Genomic DNA, 18,521 nt, shown 5'->3' with positions numbered 1-18,521 from the left:
AATCGCCCCACTGGCGGCGGACGCCGGCGCGCGGACCGACGGGCTTAATCGTCGGTGTCCGCTACCTCTCACCGGCAGAGGGAGCCCGGCCTCCGTGCCCCGGCCCGCGTCGACCTCGTCGGCGCGCCAGGGGCATGAGGAAAGTCCCCCCACCGTCCGGGCAGGTGACCGGGTGCAAACCCGGAGCGGGAGACCGCTGGCGCTGGAACAGAAACGAGACCCCTCTCCCCGACCGATGACGTGCGCGAACCCCGAGCGAGGCCTCGCCGAAGCGAGGGGGAGCTAACCCACAGAGGGTCGACGGGATCCGCGAGTCCATCGGACTCGCGGGCTCGTCGGGCGCTCCGCGTCCGACGGTGGAGAACGGATGGAACGGCGAATCCTCACCGGTGCAAGTCCGCGCGGCAAGGTAGCCCGGACGCAAGCGCGGACGCTCAGCCGAATGCCGGGCCGAACAGAAGGGGGCTTACTCCCCTCAGCCGTCTCGACTCGTCGAGCGACCGCGCTGTCCCATGATTTTCCCGCTCGCGTGTCCTCGCTCGCTGCGGGCACCACTCGCGGCAAAAACATGGGTAAAGGCCACGAGCGCTAGCGCTCGTGGTAGACCCGTGCCTCACTTCGTTCGGCGCGGATGCTCGGTACAGGCAGTAGCTGTTGCAGTGAACGGTTGCGGTGCGGTCGGCGCGTGCTGTCGAGCGTGCCCGCCGCCTGGCGGGCCGCTCGAAATAGCCGCGCGAGGGATTCGCGACTCGCGTGTCGCGAATCGGCTGGGGAGGTATGTGGCCGTCTGCGGTGCTGTGCGGGGCAGTCGCGGTGCCGTGCGGTCGCGGTCCCTGGTGGACTGAAAGGGCGAGGCGCGCTCGCGCTCGTGCAGTCGCCTGAGCGGGCCACTATCCGCGCGGGCGGTGCGGAGAGCGCGGATATCCCGCTTGGTTCGAGAGAGCGGAGCTCTCTCGTCATCCCGAAAATCTTCGATTTTCGGAGACAGCGACCGCGAGCGCGCCGAGGGCTTTCATCGCTCGCTGTCCTCTGCGGTCGAGTCGACTCGTAGCGAGCGCGCCGAGGGCTTTCAACGCTCACCGGCGAGTGCGGCCACCGCTGTTCGATTTCCTTCCACACCAAAACATTAGATCTCCAACTACCGCTAACAGCACTCCGCGCCGCGCTCGATCGCCCACTCGACCAGCGGCTCCAGTCGCTCGCCCAGTTCCTCGCCCTCGTTGCTGAGTTCGTACTCGACGCGCGGCGGGATCTCCGCGTAGCGTTCGCGCTCGACCAGCCCCGCCTCGACGAGTTCGTCCAGCCGCGTCGACAGCGTCGACGTGCTCGCCCCGGGGAGGTGGGCCTCGATCTCGCCGAACCGGACCGTCCCGTGGTTGGCGACGACGCAGACGATGTCCATCACGTACTTCCGGCCCAGCAGCGCCATCGGCTCCGCGAGCAGACAGTGACACGCCGGGTCCTCGCACGCACAGCCCTCCTCGCCCAGCGCTTCGGATTCGCCCATCTTGTTCGATGCTTTGGACTTGACAGCTTAATAACTTTGCTCTCGAAAGCGTAGACGCATGTGGCTCGAAGCAGGCGATTATGACAATAGCGGAGAGAATGGACCGGCCGCAGACGTGTCGCTCCCGGCGGACGTGGGCGAGGCGTTCGGACGGCTGTACGGGACCGACCCGCCGGCGACGGTCGGCGAGTGGACCGAGACGATGCGGGCGGTGGTCGAGGCCGAGCGCGGCCGGGCGCCGACCGTCGACGACCTCTGTGCGACCGCCGACGGCGACCACGCGTTCGTCGGCGAGGAGACGGAACAGGCGTACATCTGCGTGCTGGACCCGCTGGTCTACCCGTTCCTGACGGGTGAGGCCGGGACCGTCCGCTCGACGACGCCGGTGCGCGGGACGGAGGTCGCCTTCGAGATCGGCGAGGACGGCGTGGCCGTCTCCCACGACGACGCCGTCGTCTCGATCGGCGTGTCGACGGATCCCGACCGGGTCGACGATGCCCCAGTCGAGACGGTCTATCGGGAGGTCTGCGGCTACATCCAGACCTTCGAGGACCGGGCGGAGTACGAGCGGTGGACCGAGGGCGTCGACGCCGCGACGACGGCCGTCCCCGCGGCGGTCGGCGTGGCGGTCGCGCGGGCACTGGCCGGGACGCTGTTCGACGCCGACCCGGACGGCCGAACCGGGGCGGCCGCTGTCGAGTGCGACTGCTGTTGAGCGGTGCCGCCACGGCGGAGAAACGGCGGAAGCGAGTCGCTCGCTCCTGTCCCGGGCTTCACCGTCCCGGGCCTCAGCGCTCGTCGCCGTTGGTGATGGTGGTGTGGGCGCCGATGAGCGCGCCGGCGAGGTCCAGGTCTTCGAGCGTGGTCTCGCGGTCGATGATCGACTCGCGGATGTCGCAGTCGCGCAGCGTCGCCCCGGGGAAGACGATGGAGTTGTCGAGGCTGGAGTCGACGACCTCGGCGTCGTCGAGGACGTGGACGTTCTCGCCGAGCGTCGAGTTCTCGACGGTGGCGCCGTCGGCGACGCGGTTGTCGCCGTCGAGGTAGTAGGCGACGGCCTCCAGGTAGCTGTCGGGCGTGCCGATGTCGAACCACGCCTCGTCGAACGTGTAGGCGTAGACCTCGTCGTTGTCGACGAGCCACTGGATGAACCAGCCGGGCTCGTCGGGGTTGTTGCCGTCTTCGAGGTACTCGTCGAAGCGGACCTGGTCGGCGGGGAAGAGATAGCAGGCGATGGAGACGAGCGTGCTCGCCGGGTCCGCGGGCTTCTCCTGGAAGTCGACGACCTCGTCGCCGTCCAGCGTGACGAGGCCGTACGACTTGGCCTTCTCGCGCGAGCCCACGTCGTAGGCCGCCAGCGTCGTCGCCTCGTTGGCCTCGTAGGCGTCGATGAAGTCGCTCACGTCGAAGCTGATGAGGTTGTCGCCGGCGATGACGAACAGATCGTCGTCAATGCCCTCGCGGTCGACCAGCTGGCCGAGCGCGCCGACGACGCCGAACTTCTCGTCCTCGCCGGTGGTGTCCTCGACGGACAGCCGCGGTTTCTCGTAGTCGCGGTCGGCGAGGAACTGCTCGAAGTCGTCGGCGAACCGCTCGTTCGTGCTGACGTACACGTCGTCGATCCGGGCGTCGGACTCCAGCTCCGAGAGCACCCGGTCGATGACGGTCGTCTCGCCGACCGGCAGCATCATCTTCGGCCGGTGGCGCGTGATCGGCCAGAGCCGCGTTGCGTAACCGCCCGCGAGTACGACTGCGTCCATACGACTCCCTGCACAGCGCCCCGTGAAGGCCTTTTTCATTGCAAGGACTGCCGACAGGTCGCGTCGCCGGCCGCGGGCGGGGAGTCACCACCGACTCCGGCGGCGGAACCGATTTGTGGGCGCTCGTCGTTGGTCCGGTATGCGCGAGGCCAGCCGGACGACCCGCCAGCGGATCGCCGACCGACTGCGGGAGGAACCGCTGCCCGCGAGCGCGCTCGCCCGCGAGTTCGACGTGCGGGCGGCCGACGCGCTCGACCACGTCGAACACATCTCCCAGTCACTGGAACCGACCGACGAGACGCTGCTCGTCGCGCCGCCGACCTGCGAGGACTGCGGCTTCGAGGAGTTCGACGACCTGGTCAACCGCCCGGCGCGCTGCCCGGAGTGCAAGAGCGAGGCCGTCGCCGAACCCTCGTTCGTCATCGAGTGACCCCGGTGGCGTCGGGTCCCGGTCGTGTCCCCGCCCGCTACAGAATGACGTTCGACGAGGACGACAGGTCGCCGTCGTCGCTCTCGACCGGCCCCTCACCGACGTACTCGTACTCGTCGTCGGCGAGGTAGACGCCGCCGCCGGCGACCCGCACCTCGACCTCGTTCAGGAAGGCGCCCTCGCAGGGGCCGTAGGTGCACTCGCCGGAGTCGGCGGCGAACAAGGCGCCGTGGTTGGCGCAGACCACCTCGCCGTCGCGGACCGGCGCGCCCGACCCCTTGTCGAGTTTGATGTGGGTCATGTGCTGGCAGTAGTTCAGCCAGCAGACGACCGCCTCGGCGGCGTCGTCCTCGCCGCCCAATTTCAGGAGGATGGCTTCTCGAACGTCGTCATCGTCGTCCTGCATGTCGTCGGGCATCGCGATCCCGTCGTCGTTGGTGGCGTCGTTCTGGACCTCGCCGCCGTCGGTCTCCGTCTCGGCATCGTCGACCGCCTCGGCCGCCCGTTCGTCGGCGGCGTCGGCCGTCCGCTCGTCGGATCGGAGGGCGGCGTCGCCGCTGGCGACGGCGTTCTCGTCCACCGACCGCACGCGAAAGAGGAAGGTGTCGTCCGTCGAGAGGTCGCTCACGTCGGCGATCCGCGTCCCGTCCATACCGTCGGGTAGGCCCGTCACCGCTTGAACGCACCGGTCGAGACAGCCCGTGGAGTCGTTCCTCCCGCGTTCGTCGTCGGTCGTGAACACCGATCGCTCTCGGTAGCAGTCGTCTTGACCGCAGTCGACCGTGAGCGCTGAAAGCCCTCGGCCCACTCGCTAGCTATCGTGTCTACCGCAGCTGACGGCAGGCGCTGAAAGCCCTCGCCGCGCTCGCGGTCGCTGAGCGACATATCCGCGCTCTCCGCACAGCCCGCGCGGATAGGGGTCGCTCAGACGACTGAACGAGCGCGAGCGCGCCTCGCCCTTTCAGTCCGCCAGGGACCGCGACCGCACGGCACGGACCGCGACCGCCCCGTACAGTACCGCAGACAGCCACGAGCCTCCCCAGCCGATTCGCTCTCTCGCTGCGCTCGCTCCTTCATCCCTCGCGCGATTCCGTCGCGGCACGGAGGCCGCGACAGCGCACGCCGACCGCGACCACTCATCGCAACCGCTCGCCGCAACCGCTCCCGCCTGTACGGAGCACTGTCCGTCGAGGGGGGGCACCGGGGCGGACAGCCGCCCGTGACGCCGAGCGAACGACCGAGGTAGCGGTCAGTTGCTCGGCGAGGAGTCGGAGGGGGTGCCGTCGTCGGCGTCGTCGGACGACCGGGGGTCACGCTCCTCGAAGCGGTTGTTCGCGAACTCGTCGGCGGGCACGTCCCCCTCGGACTGGGGGTCGGCGCCGACCGACCCGCCCATCGAGGCGTCGAGGGTGAGCCGCTCGCCGTGGAGCAGTTCCGGGAGGACGATCCGGACGGCCTCCAGGACGGCGACGAAGAGGATCGGCAGCAGGAAGAAGCCGTACCAGCCGAACAGGACGGGCCCGAGCAGGTAGGCGAACATGAGCATGATCCCGTCGAGGTGGCGGCCGGAGATGTACGGCTGGAGGAACGTCTGCGGGAGGAAATCCAGCGCGAGGAAGTAGACGACGGCGACGACGCCGACGAACGCGAGGGCGACCTCGCTCGACCGGACCGCCTGGAGGGCGAGCAGCGCGAGCACGGGAACGTAGACGATCTTCCCGACCACGAGCGGGATCAGGCTCGCGACGCCCGTCAGGAAGGCGAGCACGGCGACCATCGGGACGGCCAGCCCGGCCGGCGCGAGGAGGTTCGTCCCGAGGTAGACGACGCCCGCGACGACGGCCATGACCGCGACGAACAGGAGATTCCCGTGGAAGACCGACTCCAGGTCGGCGTCGACGGCCGTCGCGTACGCGTAGCCCACGGTGTTGCTCCCGCCGAACAGCTGCTCCAGCGCCGCGGCGATGTCGTCGTCGTACTTGAGGAGGAAGTATGCGAGGGTGACCGAGAGCGCGAGCAGCAGGGCGGTGCCCGCCACCGCGGAGACGAGGGTCCGACCGGTCCGGAGTACCGTCGTGGCCGTCTGCCGGGGGTTCGAGAGCGACTCGCCGGGGTCTTCGAGCGCGCTCGCGAGCGACTGGCGCTCGGCGCTCGGGACCTCGCCGAGGCCGACGTACTGGCCCAGCAGTGCGACGGGGTCGACGCTCCCGGCCACCAGCCCCTGGAGCGCGAGGAGGAGCTGGTAGCCGGCGTACAGCGAGAGCGCGATCACCGGCACGAGGACGACGAGGACGGTGAGCGCCGCGGCGATCCAGTCGGTGTCGACGACCGCGGCGACGCGGTCGTTGATCGGCCGGGTCGCGTAGTAGCCGAACACGCCGAGCACGACCAGCCCGACGAACTGCCAGGCGACGTAGGCCGCGGCGGCCGCGAGCAGGGCGACGAACAGCCACCAGCCGATCCGCGAGCGCTCGAAGCCCGGGTCGTCGAGGCCAGCCATCGCCCTCGTTTGTCCGTCGACGCCGAAGGCGCTGGTGCCGGAAACTGCGTGGTCCCGGCGCGAGCGCGGGAGCGAGCGCCGTTCCCCGGCGCGAACTCGCCGGAGGCGCGGGACGGAGCGCCCAGTATCGAACCGGATACTGTCAGGCAAGAGTTTTACGCGATGACAAACCAGTCGGTAGTATGCAAGCCGTCGTGCTGGCCGCCGGCGAGGGGACGCGGCTGCGTCCGCTGACCGAGGACAAACCCAAGGGAATGGTCGAGGTCGCGGGCAAGCCCATCCTCACGCACTGTTTCGAGCAACTGGTCGAACTGGGCGCCGACGAGCTGCTGGTCGTCGTCGGCTACAAGAAACAGGCGATCATCGAGCACTACGAGGACGAGTTCGAGGGCGTCCCGATCACCTACGCCCACCAGCGCGAGCAGGAGGGCCTGGCCCACGCGCTGCTCACCGTCGAGGACCACATCGACGACGACTTCATGCTGATGCTGGGCGACAACATCTTCCAGGCCAACCTCCAGGACGTGGTCAACCGCCAGGCCGAGTCCCGCGCCGACGCCGCCTTCCTCGTCGAGGAGGTTCCCTGGGAGGAAGCGAGTCGCTACGGGGTCTGTGACACCAACAAGTACGGCGAGATCACCGAGGTCGTCGAGAAACCCGACGATCCCCCCTCGAACCTCGTGATGACCGGCTTCTACACGTTCACCCCCGAGATCCTCCACGCCTGCCACCTCGTCCAGCCCTCCGACCGCGGCGAGTACGAGATCTCGGATGCGATCGACCTGCTCATCCACTCGGGCCGCACCATCGACGCCATCCGCATGGACGGCTGGCGCACCGACGTTGGCTACCCCGAGGACCGCGACAAAGCCGAACAGCGGCTCGAAGAGGCCGGCGTCGTCGACACCAGCGACGCCGACCAGGCCGACGCCACCGCGGAGTAAGCGCTCTGTCGGACGCTCCGGTTACTCGTCGAACGCACCGATCGCGTCGAGATATTCTCGGACGGAGACCAGAAACGACCGGTACCGTTCCAGATCTTCGAGTGCGTCGTACACCATATCGTCCTCGATGGCATCGCCGTACGTGTGCGCGAGCACGTTCCGGAACCTCGCCGCGGCGGCCATCTCGACGGCCAACTCCTCCGAGAGGACGCCGATGTCGCTCAGGGCCTGCATCGTCTCGGGATTGCTCTCGGGCGGGTGACCGCGTTCGTGGACGACGAGTACGGTCCCGATGTCGAGCGCGGCTTCGGTCGTCTTCACGAATCGGCGTTCGACGACATCTCTGGTGTCAGAATCGTTTCTGTACGTCTCGCGGTCGACTGTCCGGCGTTTCCGGGCGAGGACGCCCAGCGAGTCCTCGATGGTGTCGACGGCGTCGAGAATCCGCTGGAGACGGTCCGCGGGGAGCCCACCGCTCATGCGAGGTGTTCGTCGATCCGGCGAAGCGCGTCGTCGAACCGTTCGTGCGGTGAGCGCTCGTCCGGGTCGTCGCTCGCCAGCGCCGCACGCAGTGTCTCGACCCGCTCCTCGGACCCCACCAGAAGCACACCGGTATCGAAGACAGAGCGAGCGAGCGACGGCGACAGCGACCTGATATCGACGAGATCGACGTCGTCGGTTCCGAGCAACCCGCTCAGGTCCGCACTGAGACCGAAGAACGTCTCGTTGTACTCCGTGTCGCCCGGCTCGATGTCCTCGAACTCGACTGCGATATCGACATCGCTCCGGGCGTGAGCGCGCCCGGTCGCGTGAGAACCGAACAGGATCGCGACTCGTACCGGCGCCTCGTCGAGCCGCGACCGAAGCCGCTGGACCGGAACGGTAGACTCCCGATCGAGGTCCCCGATGCGCTTCATACGTGTATTTGACGCGTCGGCTCTATTTAATAACCGGGCCACCGGCGGTAGCTAAAGTACGGGTCGGTGGGACGGGCTTTCGGTACAGGTCCGCACCATGCCGATGACTTTTTCTCCCGTCGCGCGAGCGATACGATAATGCGAATCCTGGTCACCGGTGGGGCCGGCTTCATCGGCGGACACCTCGCCGAAACGTTCGCCGGCGACGGCCACGACGTGGTCGTGCTGGACAACTTCGACCCCTACTACGACACGCGGATCAAGGAGCACAACGTCGAAACAGCCCGCGAGGCCGCCGCCGAGAGCGACGGCAGCTACGAACTCGTCGAGGGCGACGTGCGGGACGCCGAGCTGGTCGACGACCTCGTCGCCGACGCCGAGTACGTCTACCACCAGGCCGCCCAGGCGGGCGTCCGCACCGACTACAGCCCCCGCAAGTACGACGAGGTCAACGTCGACGGGACGCTGAACGTGCTGGACGCCGCCCGCGACCACGGGGTCGAACGGCTGGTGTTCGCCAGCAGTTCGTCGGTGTACGGCAAGCCGCGCTATCTCCCCTACGACGAGGACCACCTCACGACGCCGATCAGCCCCTACGGCACCTCGAAGCTGGCCGGCGAGCGCTACGCGATGGTGTACGCCGAGCGCTACGGCGTCCCCGCGGTCGCGCTGCGGTATTTCACCGTCTACGGCCCGCGGATGCGCCCGAACATGGCCATCTCGAACTTCGTCTCGCGCTGCATGAACGGCGAGCCGCCGGTCATCTACGGCGACGGCTCCCAGACCCGCGACATGACCTACGTCGACGACATCCTCGCGGCCAACCGGACGCTGCTCGAGACCGACGCCGCCGACGGCGAGGTGATGAACGTCGGCAGCACCGACAACATCGACATCGAGACGCTCGCCGAGGAGATCCGCGACCAGCTGGCGCCCGAGCTCGACCTTGAGTACACCGACGCCTACGAGGTCGACGCCGACCACAGCCACGCCGACGTGTCGAAGGCCGGCGAGCTGATCGGCTACGAGCCGACCTACACCATCCGCGAGGGCGTCGAGGCGTTCGTCGAGTGGTACCGGGCGAACCGCGAGTGGTACGAACCGCTCGTCCGCAACTCCTGAGTCGACGGCGACCGCGCGGCCGCCCGGGGCGACCGGCTCGGCCGGACGGGTTCGACACCGCGCGCCCGGCGAGACCGGCGCCCGAACATGGTCGACCAGGCCACGCTCGCTGCGGGGACACGTAGCTTTATGACCGACAGCCGGGTACCAACGACCACCCGCACATGTGTTCCGTCACCGAACAGTCTGAGGTGGCGATACGACCCGGTGACAACGTCCTCGTCTGCTGCCCGTCGTTCACGGGCGACGAGCCGCGCGTCTGCCTGGACCTGCTGACGCCCGACGGATCGACCGACGTGTACGCGCTCTCGGTGCTGTTCACCAAGTCACCGGGCGAGTACGTCGACACCTGGCAGCGGCTCGCGGGCGCCTACCCGACCCGGATGCGGATCGTCACCGTCGACGCGAGCGCCCCCTCGAAGGGAAGTCAGGGGGGTGGCGCCGACGCGCCGGACGACCCCGGGGGAGAGGGGGACACCGACCGTGCGGTCGAGCGAGTCAACTCGCCGCACAACCTGACGCGCCTCGGGGTCAGGGTCACGGGCTGTCTCGACGAGTGGGACGACGCGCCCGAGACGGTCGCCGTCTGTTTCCAGTCGCTCACGACGCTGCTGCAGTACGTCGACGTCGACAACGCCGTCGGGTTCCTCGACGCGGTCACCGACCGCTGCGCGGCGACGGACGCCGTCGCCCACTACCACATCGACCCGAAAGCCCACGACGAGCAGACGATCGCGAAACTGAGCGCGGTGTTCGACACCGTCCTCGAGTTCGACGACGGGGAGTGGACGGCCCGGTAGACTCCCCCGCCCGTCGGCACTTGGCGCCACCCGCCCGTCAGCGCCCGGTGTCACCCTGCTTCAGCAGTCGGCGCCGCCCGGCGTCCGCGGGGCGAGCACGGCCAGCGACCGGGTCGACCCGCCGTGGTACACGCGGTGGGACCCCCGCTGCAGGTCGGCGAAGCGGTCGGCCGCGACGGTCGCGGGCGGCCGCGGGAAGAACTGCGCGCCGACCGTGGTCCAGGTGGACTTCGTGACGACCGGGCAGCCGGGCGGCGCCGCGCCGGGGTTGTGGACCCAGTCGTACAGCGGCGTCTCCGTCCCGTCGATCCGGGCGCCGTGGTAGCGGGTGATCCTGACGAGGTGGTTGTCGCTCGTCCACGGTCCGTCGACGTGGTCGTGGGCGAACGTCGAGGCGGCGAGCTCGCCGGTCGTCGTGACGCCCTTGTAGGGGTGCAGCGAGAGGCCGGCGAACGCGACCGGGATGCTGACCGCGACGGCGACGACGAGCCCGACCACGGCGACGGTCCGCAGGGTCTGTCGGTCGGGCGCGACCGACCGGAGGGCGACGGCACAGCCGACCGCCGCGACGGCGAGCACCGGGAGGTGCAGGAACCAGTGGGTGCGGACCGCCGTGTCGAGGTACGCCGGCGTCAGCGCGGCCGAGAGGGCGAACCCGACGAGTGCGAGCGGCCCGGCGGTGAGCGCGACCACCGCGGCGTTCGCGTCCGGCGCACGGCGGAGGAAGGGGGAGGCCCAGACGGCGACGAGCGTCGGCACGAGCAACGGGAGCGCGGGCAGGAGAGTCCCTCGCGCCGTCTCGGGCGTCCCCGGGAACACCGGGCCGAGGAGGTTGACGGCCAGCAGCGCGAACAGCGCGAGAAACGGGGTCGCGAGGAGGAGTCGCTGGGAGCGGGGCCGCGACCGCGACAGCAGCACGACGACGACCAGCGAGAGGACCAGCCACGCGACGAGCAGTCCGGGCGCGGCCGTGAGCCGTCCGGTCTGGATGATCTCCGCCGGCGTGAGCCGCGCGAGGCCGACGTTGTAGGCCGCGAAGTACGCCCAGAACCCGACCGCGAGCGCGAGGGCGACGCCCGCCGGGGCCCGACCCCGGGTCCGCGGGGACGCCGCGAGCCCGGCGAGGAGCAGCAGCGACAGGCCGAGGACGAACCCTTCGAGGTTGTGCAGCGGCGGGAGGACGAGCGCGGCGGGGAGCGCGACGAGGAACCAGCGCCGGTCGGTCGACCACAGCGCGAGGGCGCTGGCGAGGACGGCGACCGCGAGCAGCGACAGGCCGGGCGTCTGCTCGTCAACGGGCATCGACCGGTAGAGGTAGATCCCCTCGACGGCGAGCAACAGCGCCGCGAGGACGCCCGCGAACCGGGCGCGGGCGGGCGCCAGGCCGAGCCGCCGGCCCGTCCGCGCAGCGAGCGCGCCGGCGACCAGCGCGGGGACGGTCCCGACGGCGGCGATCAGCGGCTGGCCGAGCGCGACGCTGCGGACGCCGGTGACCGACTGGGCGACCGCGAGGAGGGCGCCGAACCCCAGGTCGTCGGTGGCCATGACCGCCAGTGGGAAGCGGCCCGTCCGGACGGCCCGCTGGGCGTTGCGCGCGTGGACGAGCCCGTCGGGGTTGAACGGGAGCGGCGACTGCCACAGCGGGAGCGCGCGGAGCGCGACCCCGACCGCGAAGACGGCCGCCAGCGCCGCGGCCGCCCGACGGGGCGTCCAGCGCTCGCTCACGGCTCGCTCCCCTCCGAACTGCCGCGGTCGTCGCCGGACACGACCGCAGCGTCGTCACCGGGTCCGACCACGGCGTCGTCGCCCGGGAGTGCGATACCGGCGCCGGAGTCGGCGGGGGCGCCGGTGTCGCCGCCGAACAGCGACGCGGGCGGGCGGCGGACGAGAGCGAGCGCCGGGACGACGACGCCGACGGCGACCAGCACGAGCGCCCCGCCGGCGACGAGGGCGAGCCGCGCCGGGGTGAGCGAGGGGGTGACGCTGATCCCGAAGAAGACGAGCATCCCCCGGGCCGACAGCGCGAGCAGCGCCCCCGCGCCCGCGGCGACGCCCGCGGCGACGCCGGCGACGCCCACGAGCAGGCCGTCCCGACAGAGGAGGCCGACCACCTGGCGCGGCGAGGCGCCGGTCGCGCGGTGGATCCCCAGCGTCCGCTCGCGGGCGTGGATCGTCCGGGCGAAGGCGGCGACCAGCGTCCCGCTGACCATCAGCCCCGCCAGCGCGACCAGCGCGGCGACGATCACCTGCAGGTTGCCGAACACCGTCGCGATCGCGACGCCGAGCCCGCCGCCCTCGGCGACGTCGGCGTTGCGCAGCGCGACCGTCGAGACGCCGTCGCCGCCGACGACCCGGTAGGTCGTCCCGTCGACGCGGCTACCGTTGAGCGCCAGCGTGACGGCGTACTCCCCGCGCGGGCGCCGCGGGAGCGCGACCGACCACGCGGTCGACTCGCCGGGCCCGACCGCGACGGCCCGCTCGGCAGTGTCGCCGGGGCCGCGGACGGCGGCCGTCCGGCGGGCGGTCCGGTTCCACGGGTTCGAGAGCCGAACCGTCGCCGTCGGCGCCGTGAGTTCGCTCACGTTGCGCGGGCGGACCCGGAGGGCCGTCCCGAGCCGCCGCGTCGCGTTCGGGTCGACGGCGACCGTCCGCTCGACCGCCCGGTCACCCGCCGTCGCGCGGACGGTGACGGTGCCCGCCGTCGGGAAGGTGACGCGGACTCGTCCATCGGGACCGACCGGCTCGGACCGACCGCCCACCTCGACCGTCGCGTTCGCGGCCGGGCCGCCAGCGACCGTCCGGACCCGGAACTGCGGCGAACTCCCGGGTGGGACTCTTTCGGGGAGTCCCCCGACGGCGAGCGCGCCGGGCGACTGGACCGTCACGGTCCGGCTGCGGTTCCCGACCGAGAGCCGGTAGGTGCCCTGCGACGGGACGGGGACCTCGAACCGGGCCTCCCGTCGCTCGCGCGGGCCGACGGTGACCGACCGCGTCCGCTGGCGCTCGCCGAGCGCGACGGTGAGGGACCGCTCGGCCGTCGTGTCGGCCACGTTGACGAGCGAGACGTTGACGCCGACGGTCGGCGTCGTCGCCGGCCGGTCGACGCTGACATCGAGCACCTGCACGCCGTCGGCCAGCGCGTCGCCGTCGGGGGCGCGTTCGAGGCGGACGAAGTTGACCGACCCGTCGTCCCTGGTCGAGAGGTGGCGCGCGGCCGCCAGCGACACCAGGAGCTGGTCGTCGTAGGCGCCGGGGGCGTCGTACCGGCCGACGACCGTCACGCGGTCGAGGGTCGGCTGCAGCCCGCTCCCGACGACGACGGTGTCGCCGACCGCGAGGTCGTGGGTGCGGGCCAGGTCGCTCCCGACCATCGCCTCGTCGGGGGCCGCTGCGGGGCGCCCGCGGCGCAGTTCGGCGTCCGTGACCGCCGCGAAGTCGTCGTAGCGGGCGCCCCTGACGATCGTCGGCCGGTCGCCGACGACGCTGAACATGAGGATCTCGGGGCTCGCAGCGATGCCCACGTCACGGAACGCCGCGGCGTGGGACTGGGGGACGCTGCTGGCGATCGGGTGGATCGCGCCCGACTCCAGGACGGTCGCGCTCGACTCGCCGGCGAGCGGGCCGGCCACGGCGCCGCCCGAGAGGACCAGCAACACGAGCGTCGCGAAGACGGCGATGGTCGCCGCGGTCGGGACGACGGCCCGCCAGTCGAGCACGCGCGGCCGGAGCGCGGCGGGCAGGCCGACGGCGAGCCGCCCGAGCGCGGCCAGGGCGCCGCTCGACGGGTCGGTGAGCGCCGCGGGCGACCGGCGTGCGGCCGGCAGCGCCGCCACGCCCCCGGCCAGGAAGCCGACGGCGAGCAGGGGGAGGTACGTGACCGCGAGCAGTGCGGCCGCCTCGGCCGACACCCGGGGCGTCAGCGTCGTCGAGAGCCCGACGGAGACGGCGACGGACGTGACGAGCGAGCTGACGACCGTCCCGACCGCGTAGCCCGCGGCGACGGCCGCCAGCGTCAGCAACAGGCCCCGGGTCGCGAACAGGGCCAGCACCCGGGCCGGCGTCCCGCCGGTCGCGCGGACGACCTGGATCGTCTCGACGCGGTCGGCGACGGTCATCCGGACGACGCTGGTGACCGTGACCGCCGCGAGGACGCCCGCGGCCGCCACCAGCAGCCCGAACCCGCGGAGGACCTGCTCGGTCCCGCGCTCGAAGAACAGGAGCGTCCCGCGGAGGACCGTCGTCGCCCCGGCGCGCGTCGCGGTCCGGTCGCCCCCAGCGCGTGTCGCGGCCCCACCCTCCCCGGTCGCGGTCCGGGCCTCGCCGGTCGCGTCGGAGGGCGGCTCGACCAGGAGGGCGCCCGAGGGGCCGAGCGTCTCGACGACGCCCGGGCGGGCGACGTACCACCGGTCGGGGACGAGCCCGCCGTCGCCGACCCGCGAGACGGTGAACGTGGTCTGTCCCCCATCCCCGTCGACGGTCACGGACGAGGGGGCGCCCGGTGCGGGGCTGCCGAGGCCCTCGTCGGGGGGTGTCGGGACGACGAGGTCGAGCCGCTGGGCTCGTTGTCGGTCCGCGGAGTCGAGGCCGACGACGAGCCGGCCGGCGTCGAGCGTCGCGAACGGGAGCACGAGGGCGTCGTCGCCGGCCGCGCGGCGGGCGCGGTCGACCGAGGCGAACTCCCGGACCTCGCCGGCCGGCCGGTACTCGCTGGCGAGGTCGGTCGGGCGGTCGGCCGCGGCGACGTAGAACAGCCCGGCGCCGGTGAGGAAGGCGACGACCGCCGCGAGCGCGGCGACCGCGAGCACGTCGCGCCGCGACCAGCGGACGAGCAACACCCGGGCGTAGCTCATTCGGGAAGTCTGTCGAGTCCATTCCGCGGGGGCTCAGGTGAGTGTTTCGGTGGGACGACCCGGAGACGGCGCGTCGTCGCCGCTCGGCCGGAGGAGCAGACTTATTGTGACCAGCGAGCCTACCACGGGGCGTGGACGACAGACCGGCCGCCGCGGACGGGAGCCACAACCCGATCACGCGGACAGTCCTCCGACTCGGCCGCGGGGTGCGACAGCTGCCGGCGGACCTGGCCGCGGCCCTCGCCGTCGTCGGCCTGACGGACGTGGCCGCGCTCGCACCGGTGGTTCGGGAGACGCCGCTGCGGGTCGTCTTCGGCCTGGCGTTCGTCCTCTTCGTCCCCGGCTACGCCTTCGTCGCGGCGCTGTTCCCCGAGCGCGGCGACGCGCCGCTCGCGTTCGACGACGACGGGTCCGGGGCGGCTACCGACGCGGACATCGAGATGCCCGGCGACACCGACGCGGACGCCGATGCCGACCCCGGCGTGGAAGGGGCGGGCGACCGCGGGATCGACGGCCTCGAACGCGTCGCGCTGTCGTTCGGGCTGAGCATCGCCATCGTCCCCCTGATCGGGCTCGTGCTCAACTTCACGCCGTGGGGCATCCGGCTGGTGCCGATCCTCGTCAGCCTGAGCGGGTTCACGGTGGTCGCCGTCGCCGTCGCGGCCTACCGCCGGTGGGAGCTGCCCGCCGCCGAACGGTTCCGCGTCCCGTATCGCGAGTGGGGCGCCGCCGCGCGGGCGGAGCTGTTCGCACCAGCGACGCGGACCGACGCGGTGCTGAACGTCGCGCTCGTCGCGAGCGTCCTCCTGGCCACGTCGAGCGTCGGCTACGCCGTGCTCGTCCCCCAGCAGGGCGAGCAGTTCTCCGAGTTCTACCTGCTGACCGAGGGCGACGACGGCGAGCTGGTCGCCGACAACTACCCCACGGAGTTCACCGTCGACGAGGGTCGGCCCCTGGTGGTCGGCATCGGCAACCAGGAACACGACCGGACCGAGTACACCGTCGTCTCGCAGCTCCAGCGTGTGCGGGTGGCTAACAACGAATCGACGGTGCAGCGGTCGGAACGGCTCTCGACGTTCGGGACGACGCTCGCGCACAACGAGACTTACCACACCCAGCGCACCGTCACCCCGACATTCGAGGGGACGAACCTGCGGCTGCTGTTCCTGCTGTACCGCGGCTCGCCGCCAGAGGACCCGACCATCGACAACGCCTACCGCGAGACGCACCTCTGGGTCAACGTCACCGCCTGAGGGGCCGTACCGGGCGGTATCGTTCGTGGGATGTCCGACTGACGCACGTTTCGGCGAGCGTCACGACCGGCGTTACGTTTCGACGAGTGTTACGTCGCGATGAGTGTTACGTTCGGCTGGCGTAACGTTTCGGCCAGCATTACGTTCCGACCAGCAGTACGTTTCGCCGATCGTTACGTTTCGTGCACCGCAACGTTTCGGCTGCAACACCGTCAGTCGAGCGGGGGAGAGAGCGGTCACGCCGACTGCGTGGGCCACTCGTCGGTGACAGCCGCCAGCAGCGCCTCGGCGTCGGGGTCGGCCGCCCCGGGGCGGAACTCGACGGCCTCGTAGGCCTCGACGAGGTCGCGGACGGCGTCGAGGCGGGCATCGCTCATCCCGTCGGCCCGGCAGCGTTCGACGAACTCCCAGTGGGTGTCCGACTCGGCGGCGCCGACTTCCGGGGCGACGTGACTCCGGAGGTGCTGGTAGGTGTACCGGACCGCCGCGGCCCGGTCCCCCCGGCCGAGGAACGACTCCGCGGGGCCGAAGTCGAGGCCGGTCGCCGCCCCAGCCGCGGCGCCTGCCTCCGCTCCGCCGTTCGCGGCCTCGGTCGGGCCGTCGTCTGCAGGGGTCGGCGTCGGCCCGTCCGGCGACCCGTCGCCGTCGCCCGCGTACCGCCGGCGGAGCGCGAGAAGGACCGCGAACAGGACCGCGAGCGCGGCGAGACCGCCGAGCGCGAGGGGTGACACCGGGGCGTCGCGGGGGTCCAGGTCGCCCGGTAAGGGACCGTTACCGCCGTTCGCGCCGCCGGCCGCGCTCGCGTTCCGGTAGGTGAGCCGCGTCGTCGCCGCGGCGCCGCCGAGGTTGGTGCCCTCGCCGTCGAACTGGGCCCGGACGGTGACGGTCTCGTTGTCGGCGAGCCCGAGCGCGCCGGCGTCGACCGCGACGGTGTAGGCTCCCTCCGGGCCCGTCCGGACCGTCTCCGTGACGGCGTCGGCGACCGCGACCTCGACCGCGCGACCGCTCGCCGGTCGGCCCCCGACCGTGGCGAGCCGGCCCGAAACCGCGATCTGGGCGGTGGGCTGGTCGGCGGTGACGGTGAGGTTCGTCGCGGTCGACTGGACCCGGACCGTCCGCGTGGCCGGGTCGGCCGTGACCGCCGACCGGTTCGTCCCGGCAGTCAGCGACAGCGACCGGTCCCCGGCCGGGACCGTCGCGGGGAGCGACCCGTTCACCGACGCCAGGCCGTCCTCGCCCGAGGGGGTTTGGCCGAGTGCAGTGTCCCCGATCGCCGCCCGGACGGGGATGCCCTGGACGGGCCGGTCGTCGACCGCGAGACGCGCGGTGGCCCCGACGCGGTCGCCGAAGGCGGCCGTCCCAGTCGCCTCTTCGACAGTCAGGTCCGCCGTGACCTGTTCGATGTCGACGGCGACGCTGTCGTTTGCGGCGAGGTACGGCGCGGTGTCGGCCGGGACGTAGCTGACGGCGAGCGACGACCGGTCGACCCGGACCGTCCGGGGCCGGTACACCAGCTGGAAGGCCCCGCTGTCGTCCGTCTGGACGGTGTGGGTCCGACCGGCGACCCGGATGCGCACCGCACGGTCCGCGACGGGCTCGCCCGCGGCCGTGGTCAGCCGCCCGCTGGCGCGCAGGGGGTCGGTGTAGGCGATCGACGCCGACGCCGGCGACACCGCGAGCTCGGTCTCGGTGAACAGCGCCATGTCGACGTCCTGCTGGCGCTCGGTGACGTTCTCGGCGACCGTCTCGATGCTCGTGGTCGCCCGGTCCAGGTCCGTTCCCGTCTGGTTCTCTAGACGCTGGTACCCCCCGATGGCCGTCCGGTTGAGCCGGCGCACGTCCGAGGCGAGCCGCTGGAGGCGACGGGCGTGTTCGCGCGCCGCGGTCTCGTTGTCGGCCTCAACCGCCTCTTCGTAGTCCTCGAAGGTCTCGTCGTAGGCGCGGACCGTCTCGGTGAGGTTGCGCTGTGCGCGCCGCGTCGTCCGGTAGGGGTCGTCGCTGTCGTCGTCGCTCTCGGTCTCGGTCTCGCCGACCACGTCGACGTACTGGCCGAGGCGCGACCCGAACTCGTCGCCGACCAGCGAGCGGGCCCGCTCGTACTGCCCCTGGTCGAGCTGGACGGCGCCCGTCGAGAGACGGTCGAGCATCCGGTTCGACAGCCACCCGCGCACGTCGAGGAGGTCGCCCGCTTCGGAGACGTTCGCGGGGTTGTCGTGCTGACGCGTCTCGTTGTCGGCCTGGCGCGGGCCGGCCTGGACCGCGAGGGCGCCGCTGCGGTCGGCCGCCGGCGACGGTCCCGCCCGCTCGTCCGGGGCCGGGCGGCTCGCGAGCGCGTCGCTCGCGAGCGCACCGGGGAGCGGGAATCCGCTGACGACGAGGAGGAGCGCGAAGCCGACGGCGGCGAACGCTCGCGGTCGGCCGACCATCTGTCCTGATCC

At 71.7% G+C, this 18,521-nt stretch carries 15 protein-coding genes and 1 other RNA gene; 7 read left to right on the top strand and 9 right to left on the bottom strand.

Features of this window, described 5'->3' with window-relative positions; all coding sequences use genetic code 11:
* Positions 1–73: 73 nt before the first annotated feature.
* Positions 74–481, top strand: an RNA gene (gene rnpB / locus E3328_RS19365) — RNase P RNA component.
* Between the two features lie 663 nt (positions 482–1,144).
* Here the strand turns inward: rnpB and E3328_RS19360 are convergent.
* Positions 1,145–1,507: a winged helix-turn-helix transcriptional regulator gene (locus tag E3328_RS19360; RefSeq protein WP_209452238.1), complete on the bottom strand. Its 363-nt coding sequence runs from the start codon at positions 1,505–1,507 to the stop codon at positions 1,145–1,147.
* A gap of 115 nt (positions 1,508–1,622) precedes the next feature.
* Between E3328_RS19360 and merB the strand changes: the two genes are divergently transcribed.
* Complete coding sequence (gene merB, locus E3328_RS19355; protein WP_167837483.1) at positions 1,623–2,222, top strand: organomercurial lyase; 600 nt, start codon at positions 1,623–1,625, stop codon at positions 2,220–2,222.
* A 73-nt stretch (positions 2,223–2,295) separates the two neighbouring features.
* On the opposite strand, the gene E3328_RS19350 is transcribed toward merB, so the two are convergent.
* Positions 2,296–3,267, bottom strand: a complete 972-nt coding sequence (locus E3328_RS19350; RefSeq protein ID WP_135366277.1) for a nucleotidyltransferase family protein — start codon at positions 3,265–3,267, stop codon at positions 2,296–2,298.
* A gap of 139 nt (positions 3,268–3,406) precedes the next feature.
* Here E3328_RS19350 and E3328_RS19345 point away from each other — a divergent pair, with 139 nt between their 5' ends.
* Positions 3,407–3,697, top strand: coding sequence for a transcriptional regulator (locus tag E3328_RS19345; protein WP_135366276.1), 291 nt, complete (start codon positions 3,407–3,409; stop codon positions 3,695–3,697).
* 37 nt (positions 3,698–3,734) lie between these two features.
* Here the strand turns inward: E3328_RS19345 and E3328_RS22630 are convergent, their stop codons facing one another.
* Both E3328_RS22630 and E3328_RS19335 read right to left on the bottom strand, forming a co-directional pair.
* Positions 3,735–4,349, bottom strand: a complete 615-nt coding sequence (locus tag E3328_RS22630) for a Rieske (2Fe-2S) protein (RefSeq protein WP_246023059.1) — start codon at positions 4,347–4,349, stop codon at positions 3,735–3,737.
* Positions 4,350–4,946: 597 nt separating this feature from the next.
* Positions 4,947–6,197 (bottom strand): AI-2E family transporter, encoded by a 1,251-nt coding sequence (locus E3328_RS19335; protein WP_135366275.1) that lies wholly within the window; start codon positions 6,195–6,197, stop codon positions 4,947–4,949.
* A gap of 182 nt (positions 6,198–6,379) precedes the next feature.
* Between E3328_RS19335 and aglF the strand changes: the two genes are divergently transcribed.
* A complete protein-coding gene (aglF, locus tag E3328_RS19330) occupies positions 6,380–7,141 on the top strand; it encodes a UTP--glucose-1-phosphate uridylyltransferase AglF (RefSeq protein WP_135366274.1) in 762 nt (253 codons plus the stop codon).
* Positions 7,142–7,162: 21 nt separating this feature from the next.
* Here aglF and hepT read toward each other — a convergent pair whose 3' ends face one another.
* Positions 7,163–7,621 carry a type VII toxin-antitoxin system HepT family RNase toxin gene (gene hepT, locus E3328_RS19325; protein ID WP_135366273.1) on the bottom strand — a complete coding sequence of 153 codons (459 nt, stop codon included), beginning with the start codon at positions 7,619–7,621 and terminating at the stop codon, positions 7,163–7,165.
* Entirely contained in the window at positions 7,618–8,058 is a 441-nt protein-coding gene (mntA, locus tag E3328_RS19320; RefSeq protein WP_135366272.1) for a type VII toxin-antitoxin system MntA family adenylyltransferase antitoxin, read from the bottom strand. Before mntA ends, hepT begins: the two co-directional genes overlap by 4 nt.
* A gap of 138 nt (positions 8,059–8,196) precedes the next feature.
* Here mntA and E3328_RS19315 point away from each other — a divergent pair, with 138 nt between their 5' ends.
* Entirely contained in the window at positions 8,197–9,180 is a 984-nt protein-coding gene (locus tag E3328_RS19315; protein ID WP_135366271.1) for an NAD-dependent epimerase/dehydratase family protein, read from the top strand.
* A gap of 191 nt (positions 9,181–9,371) precedes the next feature.
* A complete protein-coding gene (locus E3328_RS19310) occupies positions 9,372–9,980 on the top strand; it encodes a DUF7504 family protein (RefSeq protein WP_135366270.1) in 609 nt (202 codons plus the stop codon).
* Positions 9,981–10,040: 60 nt separating this feature from the next.
* Here E3328_RS19310 and E3328_RS19305 read toward each other — a convergent pair whose 3' ends face one another.
* Both E3328_RS19305 and E3328_RS19300 read right to left on the bottom strand, forming a co-directional pair.
* Positions 10,041–11,705, bottom strand: a complete 1,665-nt coding sequence (locus E3328_RS19305; RefSeq protein WP_135366269.1) for a hypothetical protein — start codon at positions 11,703–11,705, stop codon at positions 10,041–10,043.
* Positions 11,702–14,830: an FtsX-like permease family protein gene (locus tag E3328_RS19300; RefSeq protein ID WP_135366268.1), complete on the bottom strand. Its 3,129-nt coding sequence runs from the start codon at positions 14,828–14,830 to the stop codon at positions 11,702–11,704. Before E3328_RS19300 ends, E3328_RS19305 begins: the two co-directional genes overlap by 4 nt.
* A gap of 173 nt (positions 14,831–15,003) precedes the next feature.
* On the opposite strand from E3328_RS19300, the gene E3328_RS19295 reads away from it, so the two are divergent.
* Positions 15,004–16,083 (top strand): DUF1616 domain-containing protein, encoded by a 1,080-nt coding sequence (locus E3328_RS19295; RefSeq protein ID WP_135366456.1) that lies wholly within the window; start codon positions 15,004–15,006, stop codon positions 16,081–16,083.
* Positions 16,084–16,319: 236 nt separating this feature from the next.
* Here the strand turns inward: E3328_RS19295 and E3328_RS19290 are convergent, their stop codons facing one another.
* Complete coding sequence (locus tag E3328_RS19290) at positions 16,320–18,509, bottom strand: hypothetical protein (RefSeq protein WP_135366267.1); 2,190 nt, start codon at positions 18,507–18,509, stop codon at positions 16,320–16,322.
* Positions 18,510–18,521: the final 12 nt, after the last annotated feature.

Origin of the sequence: Halosimplex halophilum (assembly GCF_004698125.1) — an archaeon.
GTDB classification, from domain to species: domain Archaea; phylum Halobacteriota; class Halobacteria; order Halobacteriales; family Haloarculaceae; genus Halosimplex; species Halosimplex halophilum.
This window is presented reverse-complemented; position numbering and strand designations above follow the sequence as displayed.

What these genes read in the sequence shown, in the direction of transcription:
- E3328_RS19360 (WP_209452238.1), bottom strand. Translation starts at nt 1,507, where the DNA reads ATGGGCGAATCCGAAGCGCTGGGCGAGGAGGGCTGTGCGTGCGAGGAC.
- E3328_RS19350 (WP_135366277.1), bottom strand. Translation starts at nt 3,267, where the DNA reads ATGGACGCAGTCGTACTCGCGGGCGGTTACGCAACGCGGCTCTGGCCG.
- E3328_RS19345 (WP_135366276.1), top strand. Translation starts at nt 3,407, where the DNA reads ATGCGCGAGGCCAGCCGGACGACCCGCCAGCGGATCGCCGACCGACTG.
- E3328_RS22630 (WP_246023059.1), bottom strand. Translation starts at nt 4,349, where the DNA reads ATGGACGGGACGCGGATCGCCGACGTGAGCGACCTCTCGACGGACGAC.
- E3328_RS19335 (WP_135366275.1), bottom strand. Translation starts at nt 6,197, where the DNA reads ATGGCTGGCCTCGACGACCCGGGCTTCGAGCGCTCGCGGATCGGCTGG.
- aglF (WP_135366274.1), top strand. Translation starts at nt 6,380, where the DNA reads ATGCAAGCCGTCGTGCTGGCCGCCGGCGAGGGGACGCGGCTGCGTCCG.
- hepT (WP_135366273.1), bottom strand. Translation starts at nt 7,621, where the DNA reads ATGAGCGGTGGGCTCCCCGCGGACCGTCTCCAGCGGATTCTCGACGCC.
- mntA (WP_135366272.1), bottom strand. Translation starts at nt 8,058, where the DNA reads ATGAAGCGCATCGGGGACCTCGATCGGGAGTCTACCGTTCCGGTCCAG.
- E3328_RS19315 (WP_135366271.1), top strand. Translation starts at nt 8,197, where the DNA reads ATGCGAATCCTGGTCACCGGTGGGGCCGGCTTCATCGGCGGACACCTC.
- E3328_RS19300 (WP_135366268.1), bottom strand. Translation starts at nt 14,830, where the DNA reads ATGAGCTACGCCCGGGTGTTGCTCGTCCGCTGGTCGCGGCGCGACGTG.
- E3328_RS19290 (WP_135366267.1), bottom strand. Translation starts at nt 18,509, where the DNA reads ATGGTCGGCCGACCGCGAGCGTTCGCCGCCGTCGGCTTCGCGCTCCTC.